Source organism: Rhodococcus sp. DK176 (assembly GCF_038447315.2).
In the GTDB taxonomy this organism is placed as follows: Bacteria; Actinomycetota; Actinomycetes; order Mycobacteriales; family Mycobacteriaceae; genus Rhodococcus_F; species Rhodococcus_F jostii_A.
The window spans coordinates 2,022,410-2,043,792 of record NZ_CP118321.2; the positions used below are offsets into that span (position 1 = coordinate 2,022,410).

The following is a 21,383-nucleotide window of genomic DNA, read 5'->3' on the forward strand; positions in this document are numbered from 1 at the left end:
TCAGCTCAGCAGCTTGCCCCGGAGCCGGTCGACGGTCGCCGCACTCAGACCGAGCCCCTCGGTGAGATAGCGGTCGACCGTCCCGTACTGCTCGGTGAGCCGGCCGAGCCCGGCCTCGAGGTAACTCCGGTCGACGCCCAGCAGCGGCTGGTAGATCTGCGCCACCGCCTCACCGCGGCTGGCGGCGATCTGGTCGTACGTGATCTTCATCGACGCGGCCGTGTACTCGTTGGTGAGCAGATAGTCGTCGAAGATGGTGTCCTGCGAAACGCCCGCGATGGAAAGCAGCAGCGCAGACGCCCAGCCGGTGCGGTCCTTGCCCGCCGTGCAATGGAAGATCTGCGGCCCCTCGGTGTCGGCCAATGACGTCAGGAGTTGCACGAACCCGGCCCGGGTCGCCGCGTCGTCGACGAAGCTGCGGTTCATCTGCCGCATGAACGCGACGGCGTCGGCGGGCGACTTCAGTTGCGCGACTGCCGCCCCCAGGTCTCCCGACAGGATGGGGATACCGAGGTACCGCGGCCCGGCCGGGAGCCGGTCGGGCTTCGCCGCCACCTCCTCGACGGTCCGCACGTCATACACCGCGGTCAGGCCGAGCCCGGTGAGAACAGCGAGATCCTGATCGTTCGGAACCAGCGCGTTCGAACGGTAGAACAGCCCCCTCGTGACGTGTCCTCCGCGGGCGGTGGCGTACCCCCTTCCCGATCCCCCGACATCGCGGAAGTTGTCGACCGACGCCAGTCGCGGAGTCTCGGCGACCGGGCCCGCGCTCCCGAAGTCGGACGAACCGAATCCCGGGAGACTGATTCCCGGCAGCGACAGCGGGTCCGCCGAAGCGAGCGCAGGCGTGCCGAAACCCGCGAACAGGACGCTGCCGGTGAGCAGCGCCGCGGCGGCGGAGGTGACGCGTCGAGACATGGGGGAAGCCTTTCGATGGGCCGTCGGGGAGATCCGCCCGTCCGGCATGTCCGGAACATCAGCGGATAATCCACATCACAGTGGTCGGACGTTTCCCGTGGCTACGGGTTGTTCCGATCACCGGGAGAACCCGTTTCCCGCCGGCGGCGCCCGCAGCAGACTCGGGCCGTCGGCAGCCGACGTGCCCGACGAACGTGATTCATTGACGACGAGGATGTGAGCTGAGATGACCGAGACCGCACAGCAACTGGCGGGGAAGGTTGTGATCGTGACCGGGGCGGCGCGGGGGCTCGGCGCGGCCTTCGCCCAGCGCATCGTCGACGAGGGCGGCAGCGTCGTGGTCGGCGACGTTCTCGACGACGACGGCCGCGCGACCGTCGACCAGCTCGGTGACCGGGCGCGGTACAGCCACCTCGACGTCACCGACCCGCAGCAGTGGCAGGCCGCGGTCGACGTCGCAACGAGCGAGTTCGGGCGCCTCGACGGCCTAGTCAACAACGCCGGCATCTCCACCGGCCAGTACATCGAGCACGAACCGCTCGAACACTTCCGGACGGTCCTCGACATCAACCTGACCGGCGTGTTCAACGGTCTGCAGGCCGTGATCGGCCCGATGCGCGCCGCCGGCGGCGGATCGATCGTCAACATCTCGTCGGCCGCCGGACTGATGGGACTCGCGCTCACCGCCGGTTACGGCGCGTCCAAGTGGGGCGTGCGCGGGCTCACGAAGATCGCCGCCGTGGAACTGGGCACCGACCGGATCCGCGTCAATTCCGTCCACCCCGGAATGACGTACACCCCGATGACCGCGGGCCTCGGAATCCAGCAGGGCGAGGGCAACTACCCCAACACCCCCATGGCCCGGGTCGGGGTGCCCGAGGAGATCGCCGGCGCCGTCGGATTCCTGCTGTCCGACGCGTCCACGTACGTCACCGGGGCGGAACTGGCCGTCGACGGCGGATGGACCGCCGGACCGACCGTCAAATACGTCATGGGCCAATGAGATCGAATTCGGAAAACACACGAGGAGCACAGACGATGAATCGATTCGACAACCGGCGGATCCTGGTGACCGGAGCCGCATCGGGCATCGGACAGGCCACCGCCCTCCGCCTGCTCGAGGAAGGCGGCACCGTCGTGGCAGCCGACGTGTCCGAGGACGGCCTCGCGCGGACGGCGGAACTGGCCGAGGCGGCAGGCACGGCAGGGCGACTCAGCGTGGCCGCAATCGACATCGGCGACGAGAAGTCCGTCACCGACGGCGTGAACAGCAGCGTCGAGAAACTCGGCGGACTGGACGTACTCGTGAACGCCGCCGGCATCCTCCGCGCCTCGCACACCCACGAAACGTCGCTGGACGTGTGGAATCAGGTGATCGGGATCAACCTCACCGGCACGTTCCTCATGGTCCGCGAATGCCTGCCCGCACTGCTGAACAACGAACGCAGCGTCGTCGTGAACTTCAGTTCCACCTCCGCCGCGTTCGCGCACCCCTACATGGCCGCGTACGCCGCGAGCAAGGGCGGCATCCAGTCGTTCACCCACGCGCTGGCCCTCGAATACGGCAAGCAGGGTCTGCGCGCCGTCGGTGTCGCACCCGGCAGCATCAAGACCGGCATCACCGACGCCACATCCGGATACGTTCCGTCCGACGCCGATTGGAGCCTGTTCGCCAAGCTCTCCCCCATCCTGCCCACCACCCTGGAATCGGGCGGCGCGGCCATGGGCGGACCCGAGCAGGTCGCCGGAGTCGTCGCCATGCTCGCCTCCGAGGACGGCGCGTTCGTCACCGGAACCGAGATCCGCATCGACGGCGGGACCCACGCCTGACCGGTGAGCCCTTGCGCGTGCGACGGCGGCACGTAGGTTGGACACATGAGCCTGCCCACCCCTGCCGCCGATCGCACCGCGCTCGTCACCGGAGCGTCGTCCGGGATCGGCGCGGCCCTCAGCCGTGAACTCAGCCGCCGCGGTCACCAGGTGGTGCTCGTCGCCCGCCGGGCCGAGAAGTTGGAAGAACTGGCCACCGAACTGCGGGCGGCCGGCGGTCGGGCGCATGTGCTGGGTGCCGATCTCTCCGACCGCTCGGCCCGCGGAACGCTGCTCGACCGGGTCGGCGAGCTCGGACTCACCCTCGACATCCTCGTCAACAACGCCGGCCTGTCCACGCTCGGCCCGGTGGCCGCGTCCGATCCGGACGCCGAGATGAACATGATCGAGGTCGACGTCATGGCCGTCGCCGACCTCTGCAGCCGCGCCCTGCCCGGCATGGTGCAACGACGCCGCGGCGCCGTCCTCAACGTCGCGTCCACGGCCGCGTTCCAGCCACTGCCCGGACAAGCCGCCTACGCCGCCGGAAAGGCATTCGTCCTCTCCTACACCGAGAGCCTCACCGGCGAACTGAAGGGCACCGGCGTCACGGCGACCGCCCTCTGCCCCGGACCCGTCGACACCGGTTTCGGTGAGACAGCCGGCTTCGCGAAGGAAGACGCCGAAGCCGCACTGCCCAGCTTCATGTGGGAAAGCCCCGAATCCGTGGCCAGGACCGGAATCGACGGCCTCGACAAGGGGCACATGATCGCCATCCCCGGCCTCGCGAACCGGGCCGCCTCCGTGTTCGCCCACCTCGCGCCGAACAAACTCCTCGTCCCGGTCCTGGCCAGCCGTCATCCCGGTTTGCGGACGTAGAAACTGCCGCCGGTTTACCCTGGCCTGGTGGAGATGACTACCGCTACTCGCCGATTCACACAGAGCACCGCGACCGTGGCCGTCGCCGCAGCCGCCCTTCTCGGGAGCGCCGGTGTGGCCGCCGCCGACGAATGGCCGCCGGTACCCACCGAGCCCAGTCCGGTCGCGCCGTTCGACAACCAGAACTTCCTCACCCCCACCGATCTCGACTATTGGAATCCGTTCGTCAGCGCGAACCGGCTCACGTCGCCGTTCGGAACCGCCAACCGCATCGTCTGCACCGCTTTCCACGGCGTGCTGCTCGACTGCTGGCAAGCCGATCAGAACGGGCAACCACACAAACTCGTCAAGTTGTCCATGGACTTCCCCGGATCGCTCGGCGCCACCCTCCCCGGCGGAGGTCCCGGACACTTCGTCTACCCGGGCTTCATTCCGGGTATCTGAACCCGACTTACAACGGGTCGCCCGCGACCCGTCCTGCCGGCAGCGTGCGGCCGCAGATCATCAGCGCGAGATCCTCGCCCGTTCCCCGTAATTCGGCGCCCCACCCGTACGACCAGTCGAGGTCCGTGGCCCGCAGGCCACGTCCCTCGATGCCGACGCCGAAATTCGAGTGCCCGCCACCCGCCGTGAGGTCGTTGAGAACGACCCGCATCGTCCCCTCCGGTACGTGTCGCGGCAGCCCGAGCGGCACGGTGGCGTCGAGACCGTGGATCACCACGTGGTTGAGCGCGCCGTGGTAGCCACCGCCCGGCGGAGTCCAGCGGCGCATGATGTCCGCGCGCAGGCAGGCGACGAGTTCCTCCGGCGCCAATTCGGCGTCGCTACGGGCGATCTCGTTGGACAGCCGGGTGAAATCGAACTCCCACTCACGCAGGCGCGCCATGAACTGCTCCTCGGAGTAGCGCGCCGCCATGGTGAGATGCGCGACCACTTCTCGAATCCGCCAGCCCTCGCACAGCGACGGTGTGTCCCATTCCGCATCCGAGATGCCGTCGAGCAGATCGGCGAGTGCCGAGAACTCGTTCGCAACCGCCCGTTGCAGATCGGCATCATCGGTCATCGCACCCAGCCCCCACATCATTCTCGACGAGAGTTCCCACACCACCGTAGCCGGGTATTGCCCTGGTCGAACATGATTGGTAAAGTCGAACATACATTCGAACCTTGGGGGAGGTTGGTTGTGGGGGAATTGATTGCAGCGGATCTGGCCGAGTTGCGTGCGTTCACGGCGCGGCTGCGGAGGGTTTCCGTCGACGGAGATGCGGGGTTGGGGATCGAGTGGCTCGACGCGATCGAGGCGTTGAAATCGGTCGGGTGCGCGGCGCAGGCGGTGATCACCGACGGCGTCGTCACGAGTATCCGTGCGGACCGCAAGGCTCGGGGGTTGCCGCGAGCCGACTGGGACCGCGGCATCGCGTCGCAGATTGCGTTGGCGCGCAGGGAGTCCCCAAATCGCGGCGGGCGGCATCTCGAATTCGCGCAGGCGCTGGTGCACGAGATGCCGCACACCCTGGCGATGTTGCAGACCGGCCGGTTGAACGAATGGCGTGCCACCCTGCTCGTGCGCGAAACAGCGTGCCTGTCCGCGGCGGATCGGGGCATCGTGGACCGCCGGTTGTGCTCGGACCCGGCCACTCTCGACGGCGTCGGCGACCGCGGTCTGATCGCACGGGCGAAAGCGTTGGTGGTGGAACTCGATGCCGCGGCGGTCGTGGCCCGGCATCGTAAGGCGGTGTCGGAGCGTCGGGTGACGACACGGCCGGCGCCGGACTCGATGGCGTATCTGAGCGTGCTGATGCCGGTGGAGCAGGCGGTGTGTTTGCAGGCCACGTTGGGTCGGGATGCGGACAGTCTCATCGCGACCGGGAACAGCGGCGGCCGCACCCGCAATCAGCTGATGGTGGACTTGTTGTTCGACCGCGGCACCGGGCACGCGGTGGCGTCGGGTGTTCCCGTGGCGGTGAATCTGGTGCTCTCGGACGAGACCCTGCTGGCCGGCGGTCACGAGGCCGCGCAGTTGCAGGGGTTCGGGCCGGTGCCGGCGGCAATCGCGCGGCAGTTGGTGGCCGACGTCGTCGACAGTGATATCGCGACGTCGCTTCAGCGGGTGTATTCGTGCCCGCAGTCGGGGGCGTTGACGGCGATGGAGTCGCAGTCGCGCACATTCCCGAAGAGCCTGCGACAGCTGATCGACCTGCGGGACCGCGTGTGCAGAACTCCGTGGTGCGATGCGCCGATCCGACACCACGACCACATCCGCTCACACCGAGAATCCGGTGCCACGACGGCCGACAACGGGTCCGGCCTCTGCGAGGCTTGCAACTATGCGAAGGAAGGCGACGGATGGTCCGCCCGCCCCGTACACAACCCCGGCGGCACCCACCTCCTCGACCTGGGCACTCCGACCGGGCACCACTACCGATCAACCGCGCCGCCGCTCCCGACCCCGGCGCACCTACGCGCGTCATGACGCGGTGGGTGTTACCCTCTCGGTCGCCGGGGTGATCCGTAACAGCACCCGCGGCTTCTGCCGACGCGCGAGGATGCGTTCGACGAACATCACGATCCGGTATTCCAGCCCGTACTCGTCCCGGATGGTGTCGGCCATCCTTCGGCTGGTGGACTCGTCGGTGACGATCTCGGCCACTGCGACTACCGGGTCGATCCCGGCATCCACTTTTCCCCGCCGCGAACAGGGGCGAATTTCGACGCTCGGGTTGTTGCGTAGCCGCTTCACCTTTCCGCTGTCCTCCGGAGTGGTGACGACCAGAGCGTCGCCGTCGCGCGCGATCCAGACCGGCGTCGACACGGGCTCCCCGGACCGGCGGAACGTGGTGAGGGAGACGAAAGATTCGTCTCCCAGCGCGGTGAATGTCACTTGTTCCCACCTGACCAGGACATGAGTTCGGCGATGTCTCCGTACAGCGTCGACTGGTAGGTGAGCATCAGCTCCTCCACCCCGCCGAACTGATCGCCGACGTGATGGGTGTTCTCCGCCGACAGCTCGCGGTCACCGGAGCGTGCGATGAGTTCGTCGATGCGGCTGTCGAGACTCATCGCCCGGTTGACCGCCAGCACGGACCGCAGTTGCACCTCGGCTCGGGACAGCAGGTCGCCGATTCGTGCGAGTGCGGCGACGCGGTCGACCAGTTGATCCCACACCGGCTTCAGTGCGTTCTGCCGGGCCTCGATCTGTTGACGGGCTGTGTCGGAATGGGTGGCACGCAGCGCTTCGTCGAGTTCAGTCCGGATTCCGCGCAGCGCCACGGTATCGACGGCGATCTGCGTCAGTTCCTCGGCGAGGTCGAGTTGGTACCGCTGAATCGCGAAGTGCTCCGAATGCCAGACTGCGGAACCGTCGATCCTGTCGAAGAGCATCCCCGCCAGGTAGAGCAGGGTGTCGTACGAGTCGGCGAATCTGTCGTTGTCGAGATCGACGCCCTTACCGATGGCCTCGGCGACGCGGCGGCCGACTGCGGCCATCGGGGTGTTTTCGGCGGCCCGGCCGAGGCGTTCCGCCGCGGTGCCGCGCGCGTAATTGCCTGCACGTTCGAGCGCGGTGCCGGCGATCGGCGCCGGTGTGCGTTGCAGCGCCCGGAACAGCGCCTCACGCTGTTCGAGATCGAGATGGACACCCTCACGCCGATCCCGGCGCATCGCCCGGACGCCGTTGCCGTAGTGCGCCGGCGACATCACGACCGCAGCCCGAGACGACTGCAGCTTGCGGGCCAGTTCGGTGGCACGGTATTTGAACAGTAGTTGCGCCGGTCCGGGACGCAGACTGTCGGCGCGGCGCGCCACCTGGTGGTACTCGTCCGTCAGCAGGCGCAGCGCCCCGAAGCCGCCGATCGACGGGATGGTGCGGCCGGCGCGACGCCGGTGGCTGAGTACCTGCCGGGTGGGCGAATCGAGGTGTCCGGCGGCGATCAATACGGCAGCGGCGTCCGACAACGGGGCGTGCGTGCCCGTGATCGCGGATCGTTCACACCATTGGCGGACCTGCAGGGAGATGCGTGCACGCCGCTCCTCGTACTCGGTGCTTTCCGACATCGGACCTCCTGGCCGTTCACTGGTCACCACTGTCCCAGAATTTCGTCGGACGCGCCGCGACCACTCGAGGCGGGGTGCGGATCTAGGCTCTCCCTCATGACCTTCACGTTGCGTGCGGTACTTCTGTTCGCGACAGCGTTGGTGGTGGCCGGTTGCGGTCGCGCGGTCGACGGATCCCCCGAGACCGGCGCCGTCGCGGGGCCCGCGACCACCCCGACGGTGACGACCACACCGAAGACCACCGCACCGAAGACGACCACCACCACCACGAACACCCCGGCCCAGGCAAACCCGCAGACGTTTGCGGGCACCGCGGCGGGGAGCTACTACTTCACGACACCGAGCACCAAGTTCCACTGTGCGATCCTCACCGGCGGCGACGTCCCGACCGCCGGCTGTCACGGCCCGATGCCGGCGTCGGCGCCGAAGGTTCCGGGCGCCGGCGCGTCCGGCACCCCGGTGACGCCCAACGCGATCGAGGTCGCCGGTGGCCGCCCCGGCCAGTTCGCCAGCGCCGGCGACCCCCGGTACTACCCGCTCGACCGATCTGCCGCCCCCGCACTGTCGTACGGCACCGCGTTACACGTGAACGATTTGACGTGCCTCGTCGACGAGACGTCCGGGGTCACGTGCCGCAGCGACGCGGGCCACGGATTCACGCTCTCGGACAGCGCGTTTCGAGTGTGGTGAGCCGGCTCAGCCCAGTTCGTCCGAGCGCCGTTCCATCAGTGTGCGCAGCTGGGCGTTCTCCTTCGCGGTGAAGCCGATCGTCTCGATCTCCTCGATGCCACGCCCGATGCCCTTGCGGACGCCGTCGAGCATTCTGGTGACCGCGCGTTCGGGAACACCCAGCCGCCCGCCGGACTCGACGAAGTGCCTGCGGTTCAGCTTGTTCGCCTTGCCGTAGAAGTCGAGGGCCATCGGGTCGCGCCATCCGAGGTACGGCTGGGTGCACAGCAGGTCGTAGGCCGGTGTGACACTCCACAACCCCGATGCGGCGAGCTGCACCGAGAAGTTCTTGCCGTGCAGGTCACCGTTCCCGATCGCGTACGAATAGGCCACCAGCCGAAGCAGCTCCAAGGTGGCGACCCGGGCCGAACCGCCGCCGCGCTCACACACGCCGGCGAGTGCGGTGATCACGCTCTCGGTCTTCAGCCGGTACTTGGCGGCGGGGAACATCCCCATTACCTGGCACGCATCCTCCTGCGGTGTGCGGATGACGCGGCCGGACGGATCGACCCGCCGGTCGAAACGGGCGACGAGCAGACCGGCATTGCCCTTCCCGTCGCGCACCAGCTGATGGTCGGCGACGGGCAACCCGCACTTTGCGGCGAGTCCCATGAAGAAGTGCTCGTTCTCGACCAACTGCGGATATCCCTGCGGTGGCGAGAGTTTGAGGATGGCGGGACCCTTGTCGGTCGCGATCGGCGTCGAGTACATCTGAGCCGACACCTTCGCCTGCACACCGGGCAGCGAGGTGGGGTCCAGTTTCACCGCCTCGTGCCCCGACATGTGCTCGAACAACGCCCGCAGGTCCTGGCGCTCGACCGCGTCGGGGTCGAACACCGGTGCGGTCTCGGGCGGCGGCGCCCCGGCGGGAAGCACGCGCACGTCGCCGATCGTGTCGGCCCCGACCGCCATCAGGATCGTGAGGTGATCGTCCTCGGACGTCTTGGTGGCCGCCACCGCACCCCGCAGCCGGATTCCCTCCGGGAGGAGACCCGCGAAGAACGGCGGAACGCTGCCCCCACTCGCGCGCACCTCGGTCGACGACGTGGGGATCGTCCACGCGACCTGCGGGGCGCCGGGGTCCTGCAGGTACGTGGCGTCGTAGCGGAAGACGACGTCGCCGCCCTCCCGCGCGAGACTGCCCGCGAGGCGCTCACCCTTGTAGACGTCGGCACGGTCGACGTTGCTGAGGTTCTCGACCATCAGGACGCCACCTCCACGCCCGAGCGGGTGACGAGCGCCAGACGGCAGCCCATCGCATCCGCGACGGCGTCGACGAGATCCAGTTGCACGGTCCCCCGACCCGATTCGATCGACTGCACGCTGGACCTCGACACCCCGGCCAGGTCGGCCAGCTCCGCCTGCGTCAGCCCGAGCTGATGTCGCCGCGCCACGAACCCGTCGGCGACCCCGCCGGTCTCGGTTCGCTCGCGGCGGCGTGGGGTTGCCATGAAGCCTCCCTGATCGGTGCAATGCTTGTCGACGGATGCTTAACGCCAGTGTGCGCCGATTCTGTCTCGAAGTCCATATCTATGACTGCGATGGCAAGCTTAAGGTGCGAGAAGAACGGAAAATGGATGACCTCCGGCTTTAAGCATGCGATCACAAGCACAAGGCACCTCGTCATACCCACCCCCTACCCTGGATACATGCGCATAGGAGCACACGTCCGCCAGGACGAAGATCCGATCGGATACGGCGAACGGCTCGGCGCCGACGTCATCCAGATGTTCCTCACGGACCCGCAGAAGTGGGACAAACCGCCGACGCATCCGCGGACCGACGAGATCCGGAACAGTCCCATCGACGTCGTCGTGCACTCGTCGTACGTGATCAACGTGGCCAGCCTCAACAATCGGCTCCGGATGCCGTCCCGCAACGCCGTCGCGCAGCAGGCGCAGGCCGCCGCCGACATCGGCGCGTTCGGCCTGGTGGTCCACGGCGGGCACGTCCGCGACGGCGAGGACGTGACCGCAGGGATCGTCAACTGGCGCAAACTCTTCGAACGCCAGGCCGACAAGGGCGGATTCCCGGTCCCCATCCTGATCGAGAACACGGCAGGCGGCGACTTCGCGATGGCACGGCACTTCGACGCCATCGACCGGCTGTGGCAGGAGGTCGGCGATTTCGGCGCCGGATTCTGCCTCGACACCTGTCACGCGTGGGCGGGCGGCGAGGAACTGGTCGGTGTCGTCGAACGCATCAAGGCCATCACCGGACGCATCGACCTGGTGCACCTCAACAACTCCCGCGACGAGTTCAACTCGGCCCGCGACCGGCACGCCAACCTCGCCGAGGGAACCATCGACGCCGAACTGCTCGCCGAGGTCGTGCGCACCGCCGATGCGCCCGTCGTCCTCGAGACGCCGTCGGAGGGGCTGGCCGAGGACCTCGCGTACCTGCGGGAAACCGCGGGCTAGTCGCCCAGCCGGCCGGTCAGCCTGCGGTACCGCTCCTCGCTGACCGGGTTCAGGCCCTCCACGGTGACGTCGGTGCCGCGGCTCGCGTACTTGGTGGTGATGCCATCGAGCGCGGCCACGGTGGACGCGTCCCAGATGGTGGCGCCCGACAGATCGATCACGACGCGGCCGGGGTCGTCGGCGTAGTCGAACGAGAACACGAGGTCGTTGGACGAGGCGAAGAAGAGCTGACCGCTCACCCGGTACATCTTCACGTCGCCGTCGAGTTCGCCGCGCACGTCCACCATGTGGGCTACCCGGCGTGCGAACAGAACCATCGCCACCAGCACGCCGACACCCACACCGACCGCGAGGTTGTCGGTGGCCAGGGTGCCCGCCACGGTGCTGAGCATCACCATCGTCTCGCTCAGCGGCATCCGCCGAAGCGTGCGGACGCTGTGCCAGTCGAAGGTCGTGGCGGCCACCAGCACCATCACGGCGACGAGCGCCGCCATCGGAATGGTCCCCACCACGTCGCCGAGCCCGACCACGAGAATCAGCAGAAACGCACCGGACAGGAACGTCGACAACCGGGTTCGCGCACCACCGGTCTTGACGTTGATGATGGTCTGCCCGATCAGTGCGCACCCGCCCATGCCGCCGAAGAGACCGGTCACGATGTTCGCGACGCCCTGCCCCCACGACTCCCGCGTCTTGTCCGAGTGCGTATCGGTGACGGAGTCCACGAGCTTGGCGCTCATCAGCGATTCGAGCAGTCCGACGACGGCCATCGCCAGCGCGAACGGCGCGATGATCTTCAGGGTGTCGACGGTGAGGGGAACGTCCGGCAACCCGATCAGAGTCGGCAGTCCGTCTGGCAGTTCACCCTGGTGCCCGACGGTGGGCACCGCGACACCGGCGAGGACGGTGAACGCGGTGAGACCGACGATCACCAGCAGCGGGGCGGGCACCGCCGTGGTCAGCTTCGGGATCCACACGAGCAGCGCCAGACCGGCGGCGAGCAGCGCGTACACCGCCCACGGCACATTCGTCAGATACGGGAACTGGTGCACGAAGATCAGGATTCCCAGCGCGTTGCAGAACCCCACCATCACGCTACGAGGCAGGAACCGCATGAGCCGCGCCACCCCGAGGACGGCGAGGAGGATCTGCATCGCACCGCCGAGGAAGACGGCCGCAATGAGGTACTGCAAACCGTGTGACGCCATGAGCGGGGCCAGCACCAGCGATACCGAACCGGTGGCCGCCGAGATCATCGCGGGACGCCCACCGGTGAATGCGATGGTCATCGCCATGATCGCGGCGGTGAACAAGCCCACCCGGGGATCGACCCCCACGATGATGGAGAACGACAACGCTTCCGGGATGAGGGCCATCGCCACGACGAGCGCGGACAACGACTCGATACGAAACACCGTCGGATGCAGCCACACCGGCCGTCGGAGAGCGAGAGAGGGCACGGGGAGACAAACCTACTTCCTGAGGAGACCGGAAGATCCTATCCGGGTAGCGTTCGACCAGTACGGTTAGCTGATCCGCCGACAGAGGAGGAACCCCGTGCGACGCACACTTCCGGCCGTCCTGATCACCGTCCTGACCGCGCTGTCGCTGGCGGGGTGTGGGAACTCCGACTCGGGGCCGGTCATCGACCAGGTTCGCGAGGCCGGGGTCCTGAAGGTCGGCACCGAGGGCACGTACACACCGTTCAGCTACCAGGGCCCCGACGGTCAGCTCACCGGGTACGACGTGGATGTCATCCGCGCGGTCGGTGACAAACTCGGCGTCTCCGTCGAGTTCACGCAGACACCGTGGGACTCGATCTTCGCGGGCCTCGAAGCGAAACGCTACGATCTCGTCGCCAACCAGGTGACCGTCAACGACGAACGCACCCAGAAGTACGACCTGTCGACGCCGTACACCTACTCCGAGGGTGTGATCGTCACCCGCGCCGACGACAACTCGATCACCTCGCTCGCCGACCTGAACGGCAAGACGACGGCGCAGTCCGCGACGAGCAACTGGGCGCAGGTCGCCAGGGACGCGGGCGCGAACGTCGAATCCGTCGAGGGCTTCGTGCAGGCCATCACCCTGCTCAAGGACGGCCGGGTCGACGCCACCGTCAACGACAATCTGGCCGTCGCCGAATATCAGAAGCAGACGAGCGACACCGGTGTGAAAGTGGCCGCTGAAACCGGTGACACGAGCGAGCAGGCGTTCGCGGCCCGCAAGGACAGCGGTCTGATGCCCGACATCGACAAGGCCTTGGACGAACTGCGCGCCGACGGAACGCTCGCCCAGATCTCGCAGAAGTACTTCGGCACCGACGTCTCGGCACCGACCAACTGAAAGCCTGCCTGTGGACGACGCAACAGTCCAGCTGATCCTGGACAACCTGTGGCCGATGCTGAAGGCCACGGTCACCATGACGATTCCGCTGACGATCATCAGCTTCACCATCGGGCTCGTCATCGCGTTGCTGGTGGCGCTCGCCCGGATCTCGTCGATCAGACCGCTGTCGGTGATCGCCCGGTTCTACGTGTCCATCATCCGCGGCACGCCGCTCCTGGTGCAGCTGTTCATCGTGTTCTACGCGCTGCCCCAGTTCGGCGTGGTTCTCGACCCCTTCCCGGCGGCTGTGATCGCGTTCAGCCTCAACGTCGGCGGGTACGCCGCCGAGGTGATCCGGTCGGCGATCCTGTCGATCCCCAAGGGGCAGTGGGAAGCCGCGCAGACCATCGGGATGGGGTACACCACCACACTGCAGCGGATCGTCCTGCCGCAGGCCGCACGGGTCGCGGTGCCGCCGCTGTCCAACACACTCATCTCGCTGGTGAAGGACACCTCGCTGGCATCGACGATCCTGGTGACCGAACTGCTGCGCGTCGCCCAGCTCGCCGCCGCGCCGACGTTCGACTTCTTCGCCCTCTACAGCGTCGCCGCGCTGTACTACTGGGTGATCTGCATCTTCCTGTCGGCCGTCCAGGGCCGGCTCGAAGCCCGACTCGACAGGTATGTGGCCAAATGACCGGCACCCCTCCCTTGCTTCAGGTATCCGGCGTCGAGAAGTCGTTCGGCGACCATCACGTCCTGCGCGACATCAGCTTCGACGTCGGGGCCGGAACGGTGACCGTCATCATCGGGCCGTCGGGCTCCGGCAAGACGACGGTGCTGCGCACCCTCAACGCCCTCGACGTGGCGGACCGCGGGACGATCTCCATCGGCGACGTGTCCGTGGACTTCGGCGCCAAGGTGGACCGGTCGACGCTGGCCGCGTTCCGCGGGCAGAGCGGCATGGTGTTCCAGGCCCACAACCTGTTTCCGCACAAGACGGTGATCCAGAACGTCACCGAGGGGCCGATTGTGGTGCAGAAACGCCCCAAGGACGAGGCGCGCGCGGACGCGATGCGGTTGCTCACCCAGGTCGGCCTGGCGGAGAAGGCGGACCAGTACCCGTACCAGCTGTCGGGCGGTCAGCAGCAGAGGGTCGGTATTGCCCGGGCGCTCGCCCTGAAACCGAAACTGATGTTGTTCGACGAGCCCACGTCCGCACTCGACCCCGAACTGGTCGGCGAGGTGTTGCGGGTGATCCGGGATCTCGCGACCGAGGGCTGGACGATGGTGATCGTCACCCACGAGATCCGGTTCGCGCAGCAGGTGGCCGACCAGGTGTTGTTCGTCGACAACGGTGTCGTACTCGAACGCGGCACACCGAGAGACGTACTCGCCAACCCGACCGGGCCGAGACTGCGCCAGTTCCTGCACCGCATCCTCGACCCGCTGTGAACGGTCAGCGCAGGGATTTCTCCATGAGCACGACGCTCGGCCACTCCACGTCGAAGTCCCTGCGACCCACCAGGAAGAAACCCTGCTCCTCGTAGTAGTCGCGTAGCCGGGCGTTGGTTTCGACGCACTCGAGCCGGACGACGGACGCGTCCTCGGAGCGGGCGTGCTCGTCGACCCACCGGAGCAACTGGGCGCCGAGTCCCGCGCTGGCGTGCCGGCGGTCGGTCATGACCCGGGCCACGTAGGCGGCCGGTATGTCGTCCTCGATCCACACGTCGGGGTCGGACCGCAGCACCCGCAGTGCCCCCACCACGATTCCCGCGAACAGCGCGACACGCCATTCCCCGAACTCGATCTGTTCACGAACGTCGGCGAGCGACACCTCACCCCGGGCGGGTGCGTCGAGTTCCCTTGCCAGGATCCAATCCTCAGCGTCCCAGTGCATCTGAACGATGTCTTCAGCCTGCTCGAGTACTGCCCGCTCCACGGTGACCGCCATGCACACACAGTAACCACCCCGCGACGAAAACAAACCACCGCTGTACCCGTGTCGATCTGCGAAGATGTGACTGGAGTTACAGTTACATTCTGGGACAGTTACCTCAGGCGGTGGTAGCGATGAAGCTGTTTCGTGCAGTGGTCCTGATGACACTCTCCACCTGCGCGGCCGCGTTCGTCTGCGCCCATCCCCCACGTGTCGCCGCCCAGCCCCTGGGCGCCGAATCCATTCTCCCGTCCCCCATTCTGGACGACGACTTCTTCGCGTGGCCGCCGAATGTCGCGGAGTTCGACGCCGGTGAGATCATCCGCTCGCGGGAAGTGACGCTCCGGGCGTTCCCGAACACACTGGTGCCGCACCGGGCTCACCAGATCATGGTGCGTTCCAACGATTCCAAGCACCGTCCCGTGCCGGTGACCGCGACAGTCCTGGTACCGACCGCGGCGTGGACGGCGACGGAACCGAGACCGGTGGTCGCCTACAACATGCCCATCGACTCCCTGGGCGCCCGGTGCACCCCGTCCTACAAGATGGTGCACGACTGGCAGACCCTGGACCTGGACATCCCACCGGTGCTGTCGCTGTTCCTCGCGAAGAACTACGCGGTGCTCGTGCCCGACCACGAGGGGCCGCGGATGGCGTACAGCGCCGGACGAATGGCCGGTCATGCCGTGCTCGACAGCATCCGCGGCATGAAGCGTCTGCCCGGCCTCGGGCTCTCCGACAGTCCGGTCGCCGCGACGGGTTACAGCGGTGGTGCGATCGCCACCGGCTGGGCGGCGCAACTGCAACCGTCGTACGCGCCGGACGTCGAACTCGCCGGCGCCGCCGCGGGCGGCATCCCCGCCGATTTCGGTTTGCTGCGCAGGACGATGAACAGCCAGCTCGGTTCGGGTCTGTACCTGTCCGCTGTCCTCGGGCTCGCCCGCGAATATCCGGAGATGCTGACATTGGCGAATCCGCTCGGTGTGCTGCTGGCGACGTCCCCACTGAAGGACCAGTGCATCCTGGCCCTCGCACCGGCCGGGATCGCGTTGCTTCCCGCCGAACTGTTCGCGGCCGTACCCGACCCGTTCGGCGATCCCACGGCCCGAACGGTGGTCGCCGAGAACAGGATGGGCGCGCTCACCCCGGTCACGCCTGTGCTGCTGTATCACGGGTCGTCGCGAGTGTTCCTCGGCGACGAATGGATTCCGGAGGAGGGGGTGATCACGCTGCAGCAGGAGTGGTGCCGCGGTGGCGGCGACGTCACCTACGCCCCACAGTTCGGCGAGCACCTCACCGCGGCCGTGTTCGCGCTGCCAGAGGTGGTGCGCTGGATCGACGAACGACTGGCCGGCGTGCCGGCGCCCGCGGGATGCCGCTGACGGTTATCCGTGCACGTGCGGCAACAGCAGATCGGCCTGACCGACCTCGACGACCCGCGCCTCGTCGAGCCACTTCGCGGTCTGCTCCCGAGCTCGCGTGATCAGCTCGTCGGCGTCGCCGAAATCGGCGGGACTCGTGTCCAGTGGGCACAGCGGGGGAACCACCCGGATGTCGGCGACGCTCTCGTACCGCTCGATGTCGAGGGCGAGCCGCTGATTGATCGCGAGGGTCACACCGAGCAACCCCATGCCCAGGGCACTTCCGGGAACCTTCGACAGGGTGCACGCATATCCGGTCGGGAGTACCCACACGGTCGTGGCCCCCAAATCGATGGCATGGGAAATGGGCGTGTTGTCGACGACCCCGCCGTCCATCAGCGCCCGGCCGTCGATCACCACGGGTGGGAGGATGCCGGGCAGCGCCGCGCTGGCGGTCACGGCGTCGACGGCCGGCCCCGTCGACAGCCGGACGTCCTTGCCGGTCAGCACGTCGGCGGCGATGACGTGCAGCGGGATGGGCGCGTCTTCCATCCGTTCGAACCGGAGATTCTGCTCCAGCAGCCTCCGGATGGCGCGGTTGGACACCAGATGGTTCCGGAGGCCGACGAAACCGGTGAATCCGGTAAGCAGTCCGGTGGGGAACACCGCACTGCGGGTGAGACCACGCCACAGGTCTGCGAGTTCACGCAGATCTGCATCGGAGGAGCCGCCGGCGAGCCAGGCACCGTTGAGCGCGCCGACGGACGTGCCGACGACGAGGTCCGGCCGAATTCCCCTGCCGATCAGGGTCTGCAACATGCCGACCTCGATGGCACCGAGGCTCGCCCCACCCGACAGAACGAAAGCTGTTGTCATGCCGCCACCGTAACGGGTCAGCCCCGCCGGTACAGGCTCGCGATGTCGTCGGCGAAGCGCTCGGTCACCACGGGACGCTTGATCTTCAGGGTGGCGGTCAGCTCCCCGTCGGCCTCCGTGAGGTCGCGGCCGAGGACGACGAACCGTTTGATCGACTCCGTGTGGGAGACGGTGGTGTTCGCGTCGTCCACCGCGTCCTGCAGGTCCCCGCGCAGCTCCTCGTCGTCGCGCAGGTCCGCCGCCGTGGCGTCGGACGGCTTGCCGTGCGCGGACTTCCACTTGTCGAATTCCTGCGGATCGACGGTCAGCAGGGCACCGATGAACGGGCGGCCGTCGCCCACCACGACCGCCTGCGAGACGAGGGTGTGCGAGCGAAGCCGGTCTTCGAGAGGCCCCGGCGACACATTCTTGCCGCCGGCGGTGATCAGCAGATCCTTCTTGCGGCCGGTGATGGTGAGGTAGCCCTCGTCGTCCAGGTCGCCGAGATCGCCGGTGCGGAACCAGCCGTCGTTCAGCACGTCCCGGGTGGCGTGTTCGTTGCGCCAGTAACCGCCGAACACGACGCCGCCGCGCAGTTCGATCTCACCGTCTTCGGCGATGCGCACGCTGTTGCCGCCCAGTGGCTGACCGACCGTTCCGATCTTCTGGGCGCCGGGAACGTTCACGCAGTGCGCGGCAGTCGATTCGGTGAGACCGTAACCCTCGTAGACCGGAACACCCATGCCGCGGAAGAAGTGACCGAGCCTCGGCATGAGGGCGCCGCCGCCGGAGATCGCCCACCAGCAGTCGCCGCCCAGTGCGGCGCGGAGTTTCGCGTAGACGAGTTTGTCGGCGAGCGCACGCTCGAGCCGGAGCCGCAGCGACGGACCGCCCGTGTCCTGGGCCTCGCTGTACGCCACCGCCGTGGCTTCGGCGAAGTCGAAGATCCGCTTCTGCAGGCCGCCCGCCGACGCCGCCTTGCGCGCCGCACCGTCCCGCACCTTCTCGAACACGCGGGGTACACCGAGAATGGTGTTGGGCCGGAAACGTTCGAATTCGCCCGTGACCGTGCCGAAGTCGGACCAGTGTGCCTGCGTCGCGCCGGCCTCGAACATCGCCAGCGACACTGCGCGCGCCAGCACGTGCGCCAGCGGAAGGAACGTGAGGACGCGGTTGCCGGGCCGTGCGACGTCACCGATCGGTGCCGCGAGCAACGCCCGCACCTCCGACAGGAAGTTCCGGTGGGTGAGGATGCAGCCCTTGGGACGGCCCGTGGTCCCGGACGTGTACACGAGCGAGGCGAGATCGTTGGCGGTCAGCGCCACTACGCGTTTGAACACCTCGGAATCGTCGATGGACAATCCGTCCTTGATGAGCGTGCCCACCGCGTCCTCGTCGATGGTGAGGATGCGCTTCAGCGTGTAGGGGATGCCGTCGCCCTCGAAACTCGACGCGTGGGCCGGAGTCTCCACGAGCGCGGCGACCGCCCCCGAATCCTCGATGATCCACCGGATCTGATCGTGCGAGGACGAGTCGTAGATCGGGACGGACGCGGCGCCCGCCGCCCAGATCGCGTAGTCGAGCAGCGACCATTCGAATCTCGTCGACGACAGCAGTGCCACGCGGTCGCCGGGCTGGACACCGTTGGCGATCAACCCCTTCGCGGCCCCGATGACGAGCGCACCGAAGTCCTTGGCCGTCACGTCGACCCACCCGCCGGACTCCGGACGCGTGTACATCACCCGATCCGGATGGCTCTCGGCGTGCGCGAACACCCTCAGCACGGCGTTCTCGTGGTCGGAGACGGTGAACGTCGGGGCGCTGGTGTACTCACGCACGGGTGTCGTCTCCGATGCTGTCGTGGTCTGTGTCGCCGCCCTGGCGGAATTTCCGGAGGTGCCGTGCGAACGCGGCGATTTCGCTGTCCGACCACGTGGCCACCCGGTCGCGGACTTCCTCCACGCGGCGTGCGTCGGCGCCGGCCAGCACCGCGACGCCGCCGTCGGTGAGGCTCAACGGATGACCGCTGCGGAGTGGTCCCGGCTCGGCGTGCACCCACCCCTCGTCGATGCAGCCCCGGAGTTGACGCGACACCGTGGAGCGGTGCACGCCGAATGCGTCCGAGATCTGGGTGGCCCGGCATCCCGGATTGCGGGCGACGAAGGAGAGCAGCGAATGTTGAGCGAACGTCGGGGATCCGACGGGAGGACGGTCATCGGCAACCAGTTGACGGACGAGGCGGACGAGTTCGTCATGGACGGCCACCACGCCCGACGCGGACGTTTCCTCCGGCTCGACCTCGTTGTGTTGCACACCGCAACTGTATCCGACCACCCTGGCCTCGACCACCCGCACCCCGATTCCCGTTGCCCTTCGCTCGACTCACGTTCTGCCCATACTGCTATCGATCGTTCGGAAATTCATTCGGCCCGAATCGTCACACGGTCACAATTGGAGAACGCTTTCCGTCCACCGCTACCGGCCGGACAACGGGCGCCGTCAGAAATCCGTTGCGGCCGCGGGCCCGTCGATACACTCTGTCCGCATGCTGATCAGACGCGAGAATCCGGGCGACATCGACGCGGTGGCGGAGGTGCACCGGCAGGCCTTCGACGGCGACGCACCCCTCGAGGTCGGCCTCGTGACCCGATTGCGGTCGAGCGACGCGTGGATTCCGCAACTGTCCCTCGTCGCCGAACTGGCGGGGTCCGTCGCCGGCCACGTGTGCCTGACCCGCGCGACCGTCGACTCCACGGACGTACTCGCGCTCGGCCCGATCGGCGTGCTCCCCGACGTCCAGCGCGACGGCGTGGGTTCGGCACTGATGCACGCCGCGCTCGGCGGCGCCGACGCCAGGGACGAACCCCTGGTGGCACTGCTCGGTCACCTCGACTACTACCCGCGGTTCGGCTTCGTCTCCGGAACGTCGGTCGGGATCGAGCCGGACCAGCCCTCGTGGTCGTCCCACTTCCAGGTCCGCCGGCTCGCACGCTGGAATCCGAGCATCACCGGCACGTTCAGGTACGCCGCACCCTTCTACGACCTGTGACGTCGTATCCGCTGGTAGTTTGAGGTGGCACGTGTCACGGGGGTGAGCGGAACCGAGGTAGGAAACGATGGAGCACGCGGCCGAGGGCGCCGGAACAGCCGGGCCGGTGGATGCGTCCGTCACGACGACCATCGTCCGCCGGGTCCTTCCCGGCTGCGACGAGGAGTTCGCCGACTGGATCCAGACCGGACTCGGGCTCGCCCGGCTGTTTCCCGGATTCCTCGGCGGAGGATGGCTGAAGGAGAGCAGCACCTCCGATGTCTGCGTGATCGTGCTGAAGTTCGAAACCCAAGCCACGCTGGACAACTGGTTGACATCTTCGCTGCGGAACGGGTGGCTGAGGACCGGCGGGAACATCGCGGTCGAGGAGCCGGACGAGCCGGCGTCGGACGTGGAGAGCCTGTTCGAACGCCCTCGACGCCGGACCGCCGCCGGCCACGGTCAGGCGGGCTCCCCGGGGATCTGCGCACCCGACGGCATCCCCTCCCCCAAATAGGTCTGATAGAACGGCCGCCAGTCCGCGGACGCATCTCCACGGTGACCGGGCGCGTCGGAGCCGTCGAGGTGCCGGTCGAGGTCGGCGAGGCAGACGCTCCACCCGGCGGCGTTCCTGGCTGCGGTGTTGCGGACCTCGAGAACGTTGACGAGCGTCAGGGCGCACCCGTCCGCGGTCGGCTCGACCTCGAAGTGGATCTCGTCCCCGCCCCACGTGAACGCGAGCGTGTACGGGGCGCCGTAGACGAGGACCGTCCCCGTCTCGGGGTCGCTGTGCGGCTCCGGGAAGAACTCGATGTCGCCGCCGGCGTAGGTGTCGAGGCGGACCCGTGACGGAAACCAGTGCGCGAGCTCGTCGGGCTCCGACACCGCCTCCCACAGCCTCGGGACGGGGAACGGGTACGTGCACCGGAACCGCACGGCGGGACGACCCTTGAACTCGAAATACCTTCCGTGGATCACCGGCCCACTCCCTCGCTGTCGTACCTGACGACAGCTTGACACGGGAGACCGACGTCCACACCGAAGTTGGCCGACAATTCCGCGCA

At 67.6% G+C, this 21,383-nt stretch carries 25 protein-coding genes; 13 read left to right on the top strand and 12 right to left on the bottom strand.

All coding sequences use genetic code 11. The annotated features are described in order from the left end of the window. Positions 1-918, bottom strand: coding sequence for a tyrosine-protein phosphatase (locus PSR88_RS09500; RefSeq protein ID WP_029539360.1), 918 nt, complete (start codon positions 916-918; stop codon positions 1-3). A gap of 226 nt (positions 919-1,144) precedes the next feature. Between PSR88_RS09500 and PSR88_RS09505 the strand changes: the two genes are divergently transcribed. From PSR88_RS09505 to PSR88_RS09520, 4 genes are read left to right on the top strand one after another with little or no spacing between them, the layout of a single operon-like run. Further along, positions 1,145-1,921 carry an SDR family oxidoreductase gene (locus PSR88_RS09505; protein ID WP_009474584.1) on the top strand — a complete coding sequence of 259 codons (777 nt, stop codon included), beginning with the start codon at positions 1,145-1,147 and terminating at the stop codon, positions 1,919-1,921. A 35-nt stretch (positions 1,922-1,956) separates the two neighbouring features. Next, positions 1,957-2,748: an SDR family NAD(P)-dependent oxidoreductase gene (locus PSR88_RS09510; RefSeq protein ID WP_011594799.1), complete on the top strand. Its 792-nt coding sequence runs from the start codon at positions 1,957-1,959 to the stop codon at positions 2,746-2,748. Between the two features lie 45 nt (positions 2,749-2,793). Then, the gene (locus tag PSR88_RS09515; protein ID WP_016882845.1) at positions 2,794-3,606 is read left to right on the top strand and encodes an SDR family NAD(P)-dependent oxidoreductase; all 813 of its coding nucleotides are present in this window, start codon (positions 2,794-2,796) and stop codon (positions 3,604-3,606) included. Positions 3,607-3,639: 33 nt separating this feature from the next. Beyond that, positions 3,640-4,050, top strand: a complete 411-nt coding sequence (locus tag PSR88_RS09520; protein ID WP_011594800.1) for a hypothetical protein — start codon at positions 3,640-3,642, stop codon at positions 4,048-4,050. A gap of 7 nt (positions 4,051-4,057) precedes the next feature. On the opposite strand, the gene PSR88_RS09525 is transcribed toward PSR88_RS09520, so the two are convergent. After that, positions 4,058-4,669, bottom strand: coding sequence for a maleylpyruvate isomerase family mycothiol-dependent enzyme (locus tag PSR88_RS09525; RefSeq protein ID WP_029539358.1), 612 nt, complete (start codon positions 4,667-4,669; stop codon positions 4,058-4,060). Positions 4,670-4,789: 120 nt separating this feature from the next. Between PSR88_RS09525 and PSR88_RS09530 the strand changes: the two genes are divergently transcribed. Continuing rightward, entirely contained in the window at positions 4,790-6,079 is a 1,290-nt protein-coding gene (locus PSR88_RS09530; RefSeq protein WP_342338084.1) for an HNH endonuclease, read from the top strand. Here the strand turns inward: PSR88_RS09530 and PSR88_RS09535 are convergent. Further along, on the bottom strand, positions 6,074-6,487 hold the full coding sequence (locus PSR88_RS09535; RefSeq protein WP_016882844.1) for a PPOX class F420-dependent oxidoreductase: 414 nt from the start codon (positions 6,485-6,487) through the stop codon (positions 6,074-6,076). The two genes, PSR88_RS09530 and PSR88_RS09535, sit on opposite strands and share 6 nt — an antisense overlap. Then, a complete protein-coding gene (locus PSR88_RS09540; protein ID WP_029539354.1) occupies positions 6,484-7,659 on the bottom strand; it encodes a hypothetical protein in 1,176 nt (391 codons plus the stop codon). Before PSR88_RS09540 ends, PSR88_RS09535 begins: the two co-directional genes overlap by 4 nt. Before the next feature lie 96 nt (positions 7,660-7,755). On the opposite strand from PSR88_RS09540, the gene PSR88_RS09545 reads away from it, so the two are divergent. After that, entirely contained in the window at positions 7,756-8,349 is a 594-nt protein-coding gene (locus tag PSR88_RS09545; protein WP_029539352.1) for a hypothetical protein, read from the top strand. A 6-nt stretch (positions 8,350-8,355) separates the two neighbouring features. Here PSR88_RS09545 and PSR88_RS09550 read toward each other — a convergent pair whose 3' ends face one another. Together PSR88_RS09550 and PSR88_RS09555 are read right to left on the bottom strand one after the other, a co-directional pair. Next, positions 8,356-9,591, bottom strand: coding sequence for a type II toxin-antitoxin system HipA family toxin (locus tag PSR88_RS09550; RefSeq protein WP_016882841.1), 1,236 nt, complete (start codon positions 9,589-9,591; stop codon positions 8,356-8,358). Continuing rightward, positions 9,591-9,839, bottom strand: a complete 249-nt coding sequence (locus PSR88_RS09555) for a helix-turn-helix transcriptional regulator (protein ID WP_009474594.1) — start codon at positions 9,837-9,839, stop codon at positions 9,591-9,593. Before PSR88_RS09555 ends, PSR88_RS09550 begins: the two co-directional genes overlap by 1 nt. Positions 9,840-10,037: 198 nt before the next feature. Between PSR88_RS09555 and PSR88_RS09560 the strand changes: the two genes are divergently transcribed. Continuing rightward, the gene (locus PSR88_RS09560; protein WP_016882839.1) at positions 10,038-10,808 is read left to right on the top strand and encodes a deoxyribonuclease IV; all 771 of its coding nucleotides are present in this window, start codon (positions 10,038-10,040) and stop codon (positions 10,806-10,808) included. Here the strand turns inward: PSR88_RS09560 and PSR88_RS09565 are convergent. Further along, positions 10,805-12,268, bottom strand: a complete 1,464-nt coding sequence (locus tag PSR88_RS09565; RefSeq protein ID WP_016882838.1) for a SulP family inorganic anion transporter — start codon at positions 12,266-12,268, stop codon at positions 10,805-10,807. The genes PSR88_RS09560 and PSR88_RS09565 overlap by 4 nt on opposite strands. Before the next feature lie 97 nt (positions 12,269-12,365). Between PSR88_RS09565 and PSR88_RS09570 the strand changes: the two genes are divergently transcribed. The 3 genes from PSR88_RS09570 to PSR88_RS09580 are packed head-to-tail and all read left to right on the top strand — an operon-like array spanning position 12,366 to position 14,591. Then, the gene (locus PSR88_RS09570; RefSeq protein WP_011594807.1) at positions 12,366-13,154 is read left to right on the top strand and encodes an amino acid ABC transporter substrate-binding protein; all 789 of its coding nucleotides are present in this window, start codon (positions 12,366-12,368) and stop codon (positions 13,152-13,154) included. A gap of 10 nt (positions 13,155-13,164) precedes the next feature. Next, positions 13,165-13,833, top strand: a complete 669-nt coding sequence (locus PSR88_RS09575; RefSeq protein WP_009474599.1) for an amino acid ABC transporter permease — start codon at positions 13,165-13,167, stop codon at positions 13,831-13,833. After that, positions 13,830-14,591 (top strand): amino acid ABC transporter ATP-binding protein, encoded by a 762-nt coding sequence (locus tag PSR88_RS09580; RefSeq protein ID WP_009474600.1) that lies wholly within the window; start codon positions 13,830-13,832, stop codon positions 14,589-14,591. Before PSR88_RS09575 ends, PSR88_RS09580 begins: the two co-directional genes overlap by 4 nt. Positions 14,592-14,595: 4 nt before the next feature. On the opposite strand, the gene PSR88_RS09585 is transcribed toward PSR88_RS09580, so the two are convergent. Continuing rightward, on the bottom strand, positions 14,596-15,090 hold the full coding sequence (locus tag PSR88_RS09585; protein ID WP_037197085.1) for a GNAT family N-acetyltransferase: 495 nt from the start codon (positions 15,088-15,090) through the stop codon (positions 14,596-14,598). A 119-nt stretch (positions 15,091-15,209) separates the two neighbouring features. Between PSR88_RS09585 and PSR88_RS09590 the strand changes: the two genes are divergently transcribed. Continuing rightward, positions 15,210-16,457, top strand: a complete 1,248-nt coding sequence (locus PSR88_RS09590) for a lipase family protein (RefSeq protein ID WP_029539349.1) — start codon at positions 15,210-15,212, stop codon at positions 16,455-16,457. A gap of 3 nt (positions 16,458-16,460) precedes the next feature. Here PSR88_RS09590 and PSR88_RS09595 read toward each other — a convergent pair whose 3' ends face one another. The 3 genes from PSR88_RS09595 to PSR88_RS09605 are packed head-to-tail and all read right to left on the bottom strand — an operon-like array spanning position 16,461 to position 19,646. After that, positions 16,461-17,312: a patatin-like phospholipase family protein gene (locus PSR88_RS09595; RefSeq protein ID WP_016882832.1), complete on the bottom strand. Its 852-nt coding sequence runs from the start codon at positions 17,310-17,312 to the stop codon at positions 16,461-16,463. Positions 17,313-17,329: 17 nt separating this feature from the next. Next, positions 17,330-19,129, bottom strand: a complete 1,800-nt coding sequence (locus tag PSR88_RS09600) for an AMP-dependent synthetase/ligase (protein WP_016882831.1) — start codon at positions 19,127-19,129, stop codon at positions 17,330-17,332. After that, entirely contained in the window at positions 19,122-19,646 is a 525-nt protein-coding gene (locus PSR88_RS09605; RefSeq protein WP_011594813.1) for a MarR family winged helix-turn-helix transcriptional regulator, read from the bottom strand. The genes PSR88_RS09600 and PSR88_RS09605 overlap by 8 nt, the downstream gene beginning before the upstream one ends. Before the next feature lie 190 nt (positions 19,647-19,836). Here PSR88_RS09605 and PSR88_RS09610 point away from each other — a divergent pair, with 190 nt between their 5' ends. Next, positions 19,837-20,340 carry a GNAT family N-acetyltransferase gene (locus tag PSR88_RS09610; protein ID WP_011594814.1) on the top strand — a complete coding sequence of 168 codons (504 nt, stop codon included), beginning with the start codon at positions 19,837-19,839 and terminating at the stop codon, positions 20,338-20,340. A 67-nt stretch (positions 20,341-20,407) separates the two neighbouring features. Then, entirely contained in the window at positions 20,408-20,836 is a 429-nt protein-coding gene (locus PSR88_RS09615; protein ID WP_016882830.1) for an antibiotic biosynthesis monooxygenase, read from the top strand. On the opposite strand, the gene PSR88_RS09620 is transcribed toward PSR88_RS09615, so the two are convergent. Then, positions 20,782-21,297: an SRPBCC family protein gene (locus PSR88_RS09620; RefSeq protein WP_029539347.1), complete on the bottom strand. Its 516-nt coding sequence runs from the start codon at positions 21,295-21,297 to the stop codon at positions 20,782-20,784. The genes PSR88_RS09615 and PSR88_RS09620 overlap by 55 nt on opposite strands. Between the last annotated feature and the right edge of the window lie 86 nt (positions 21,298-21,383).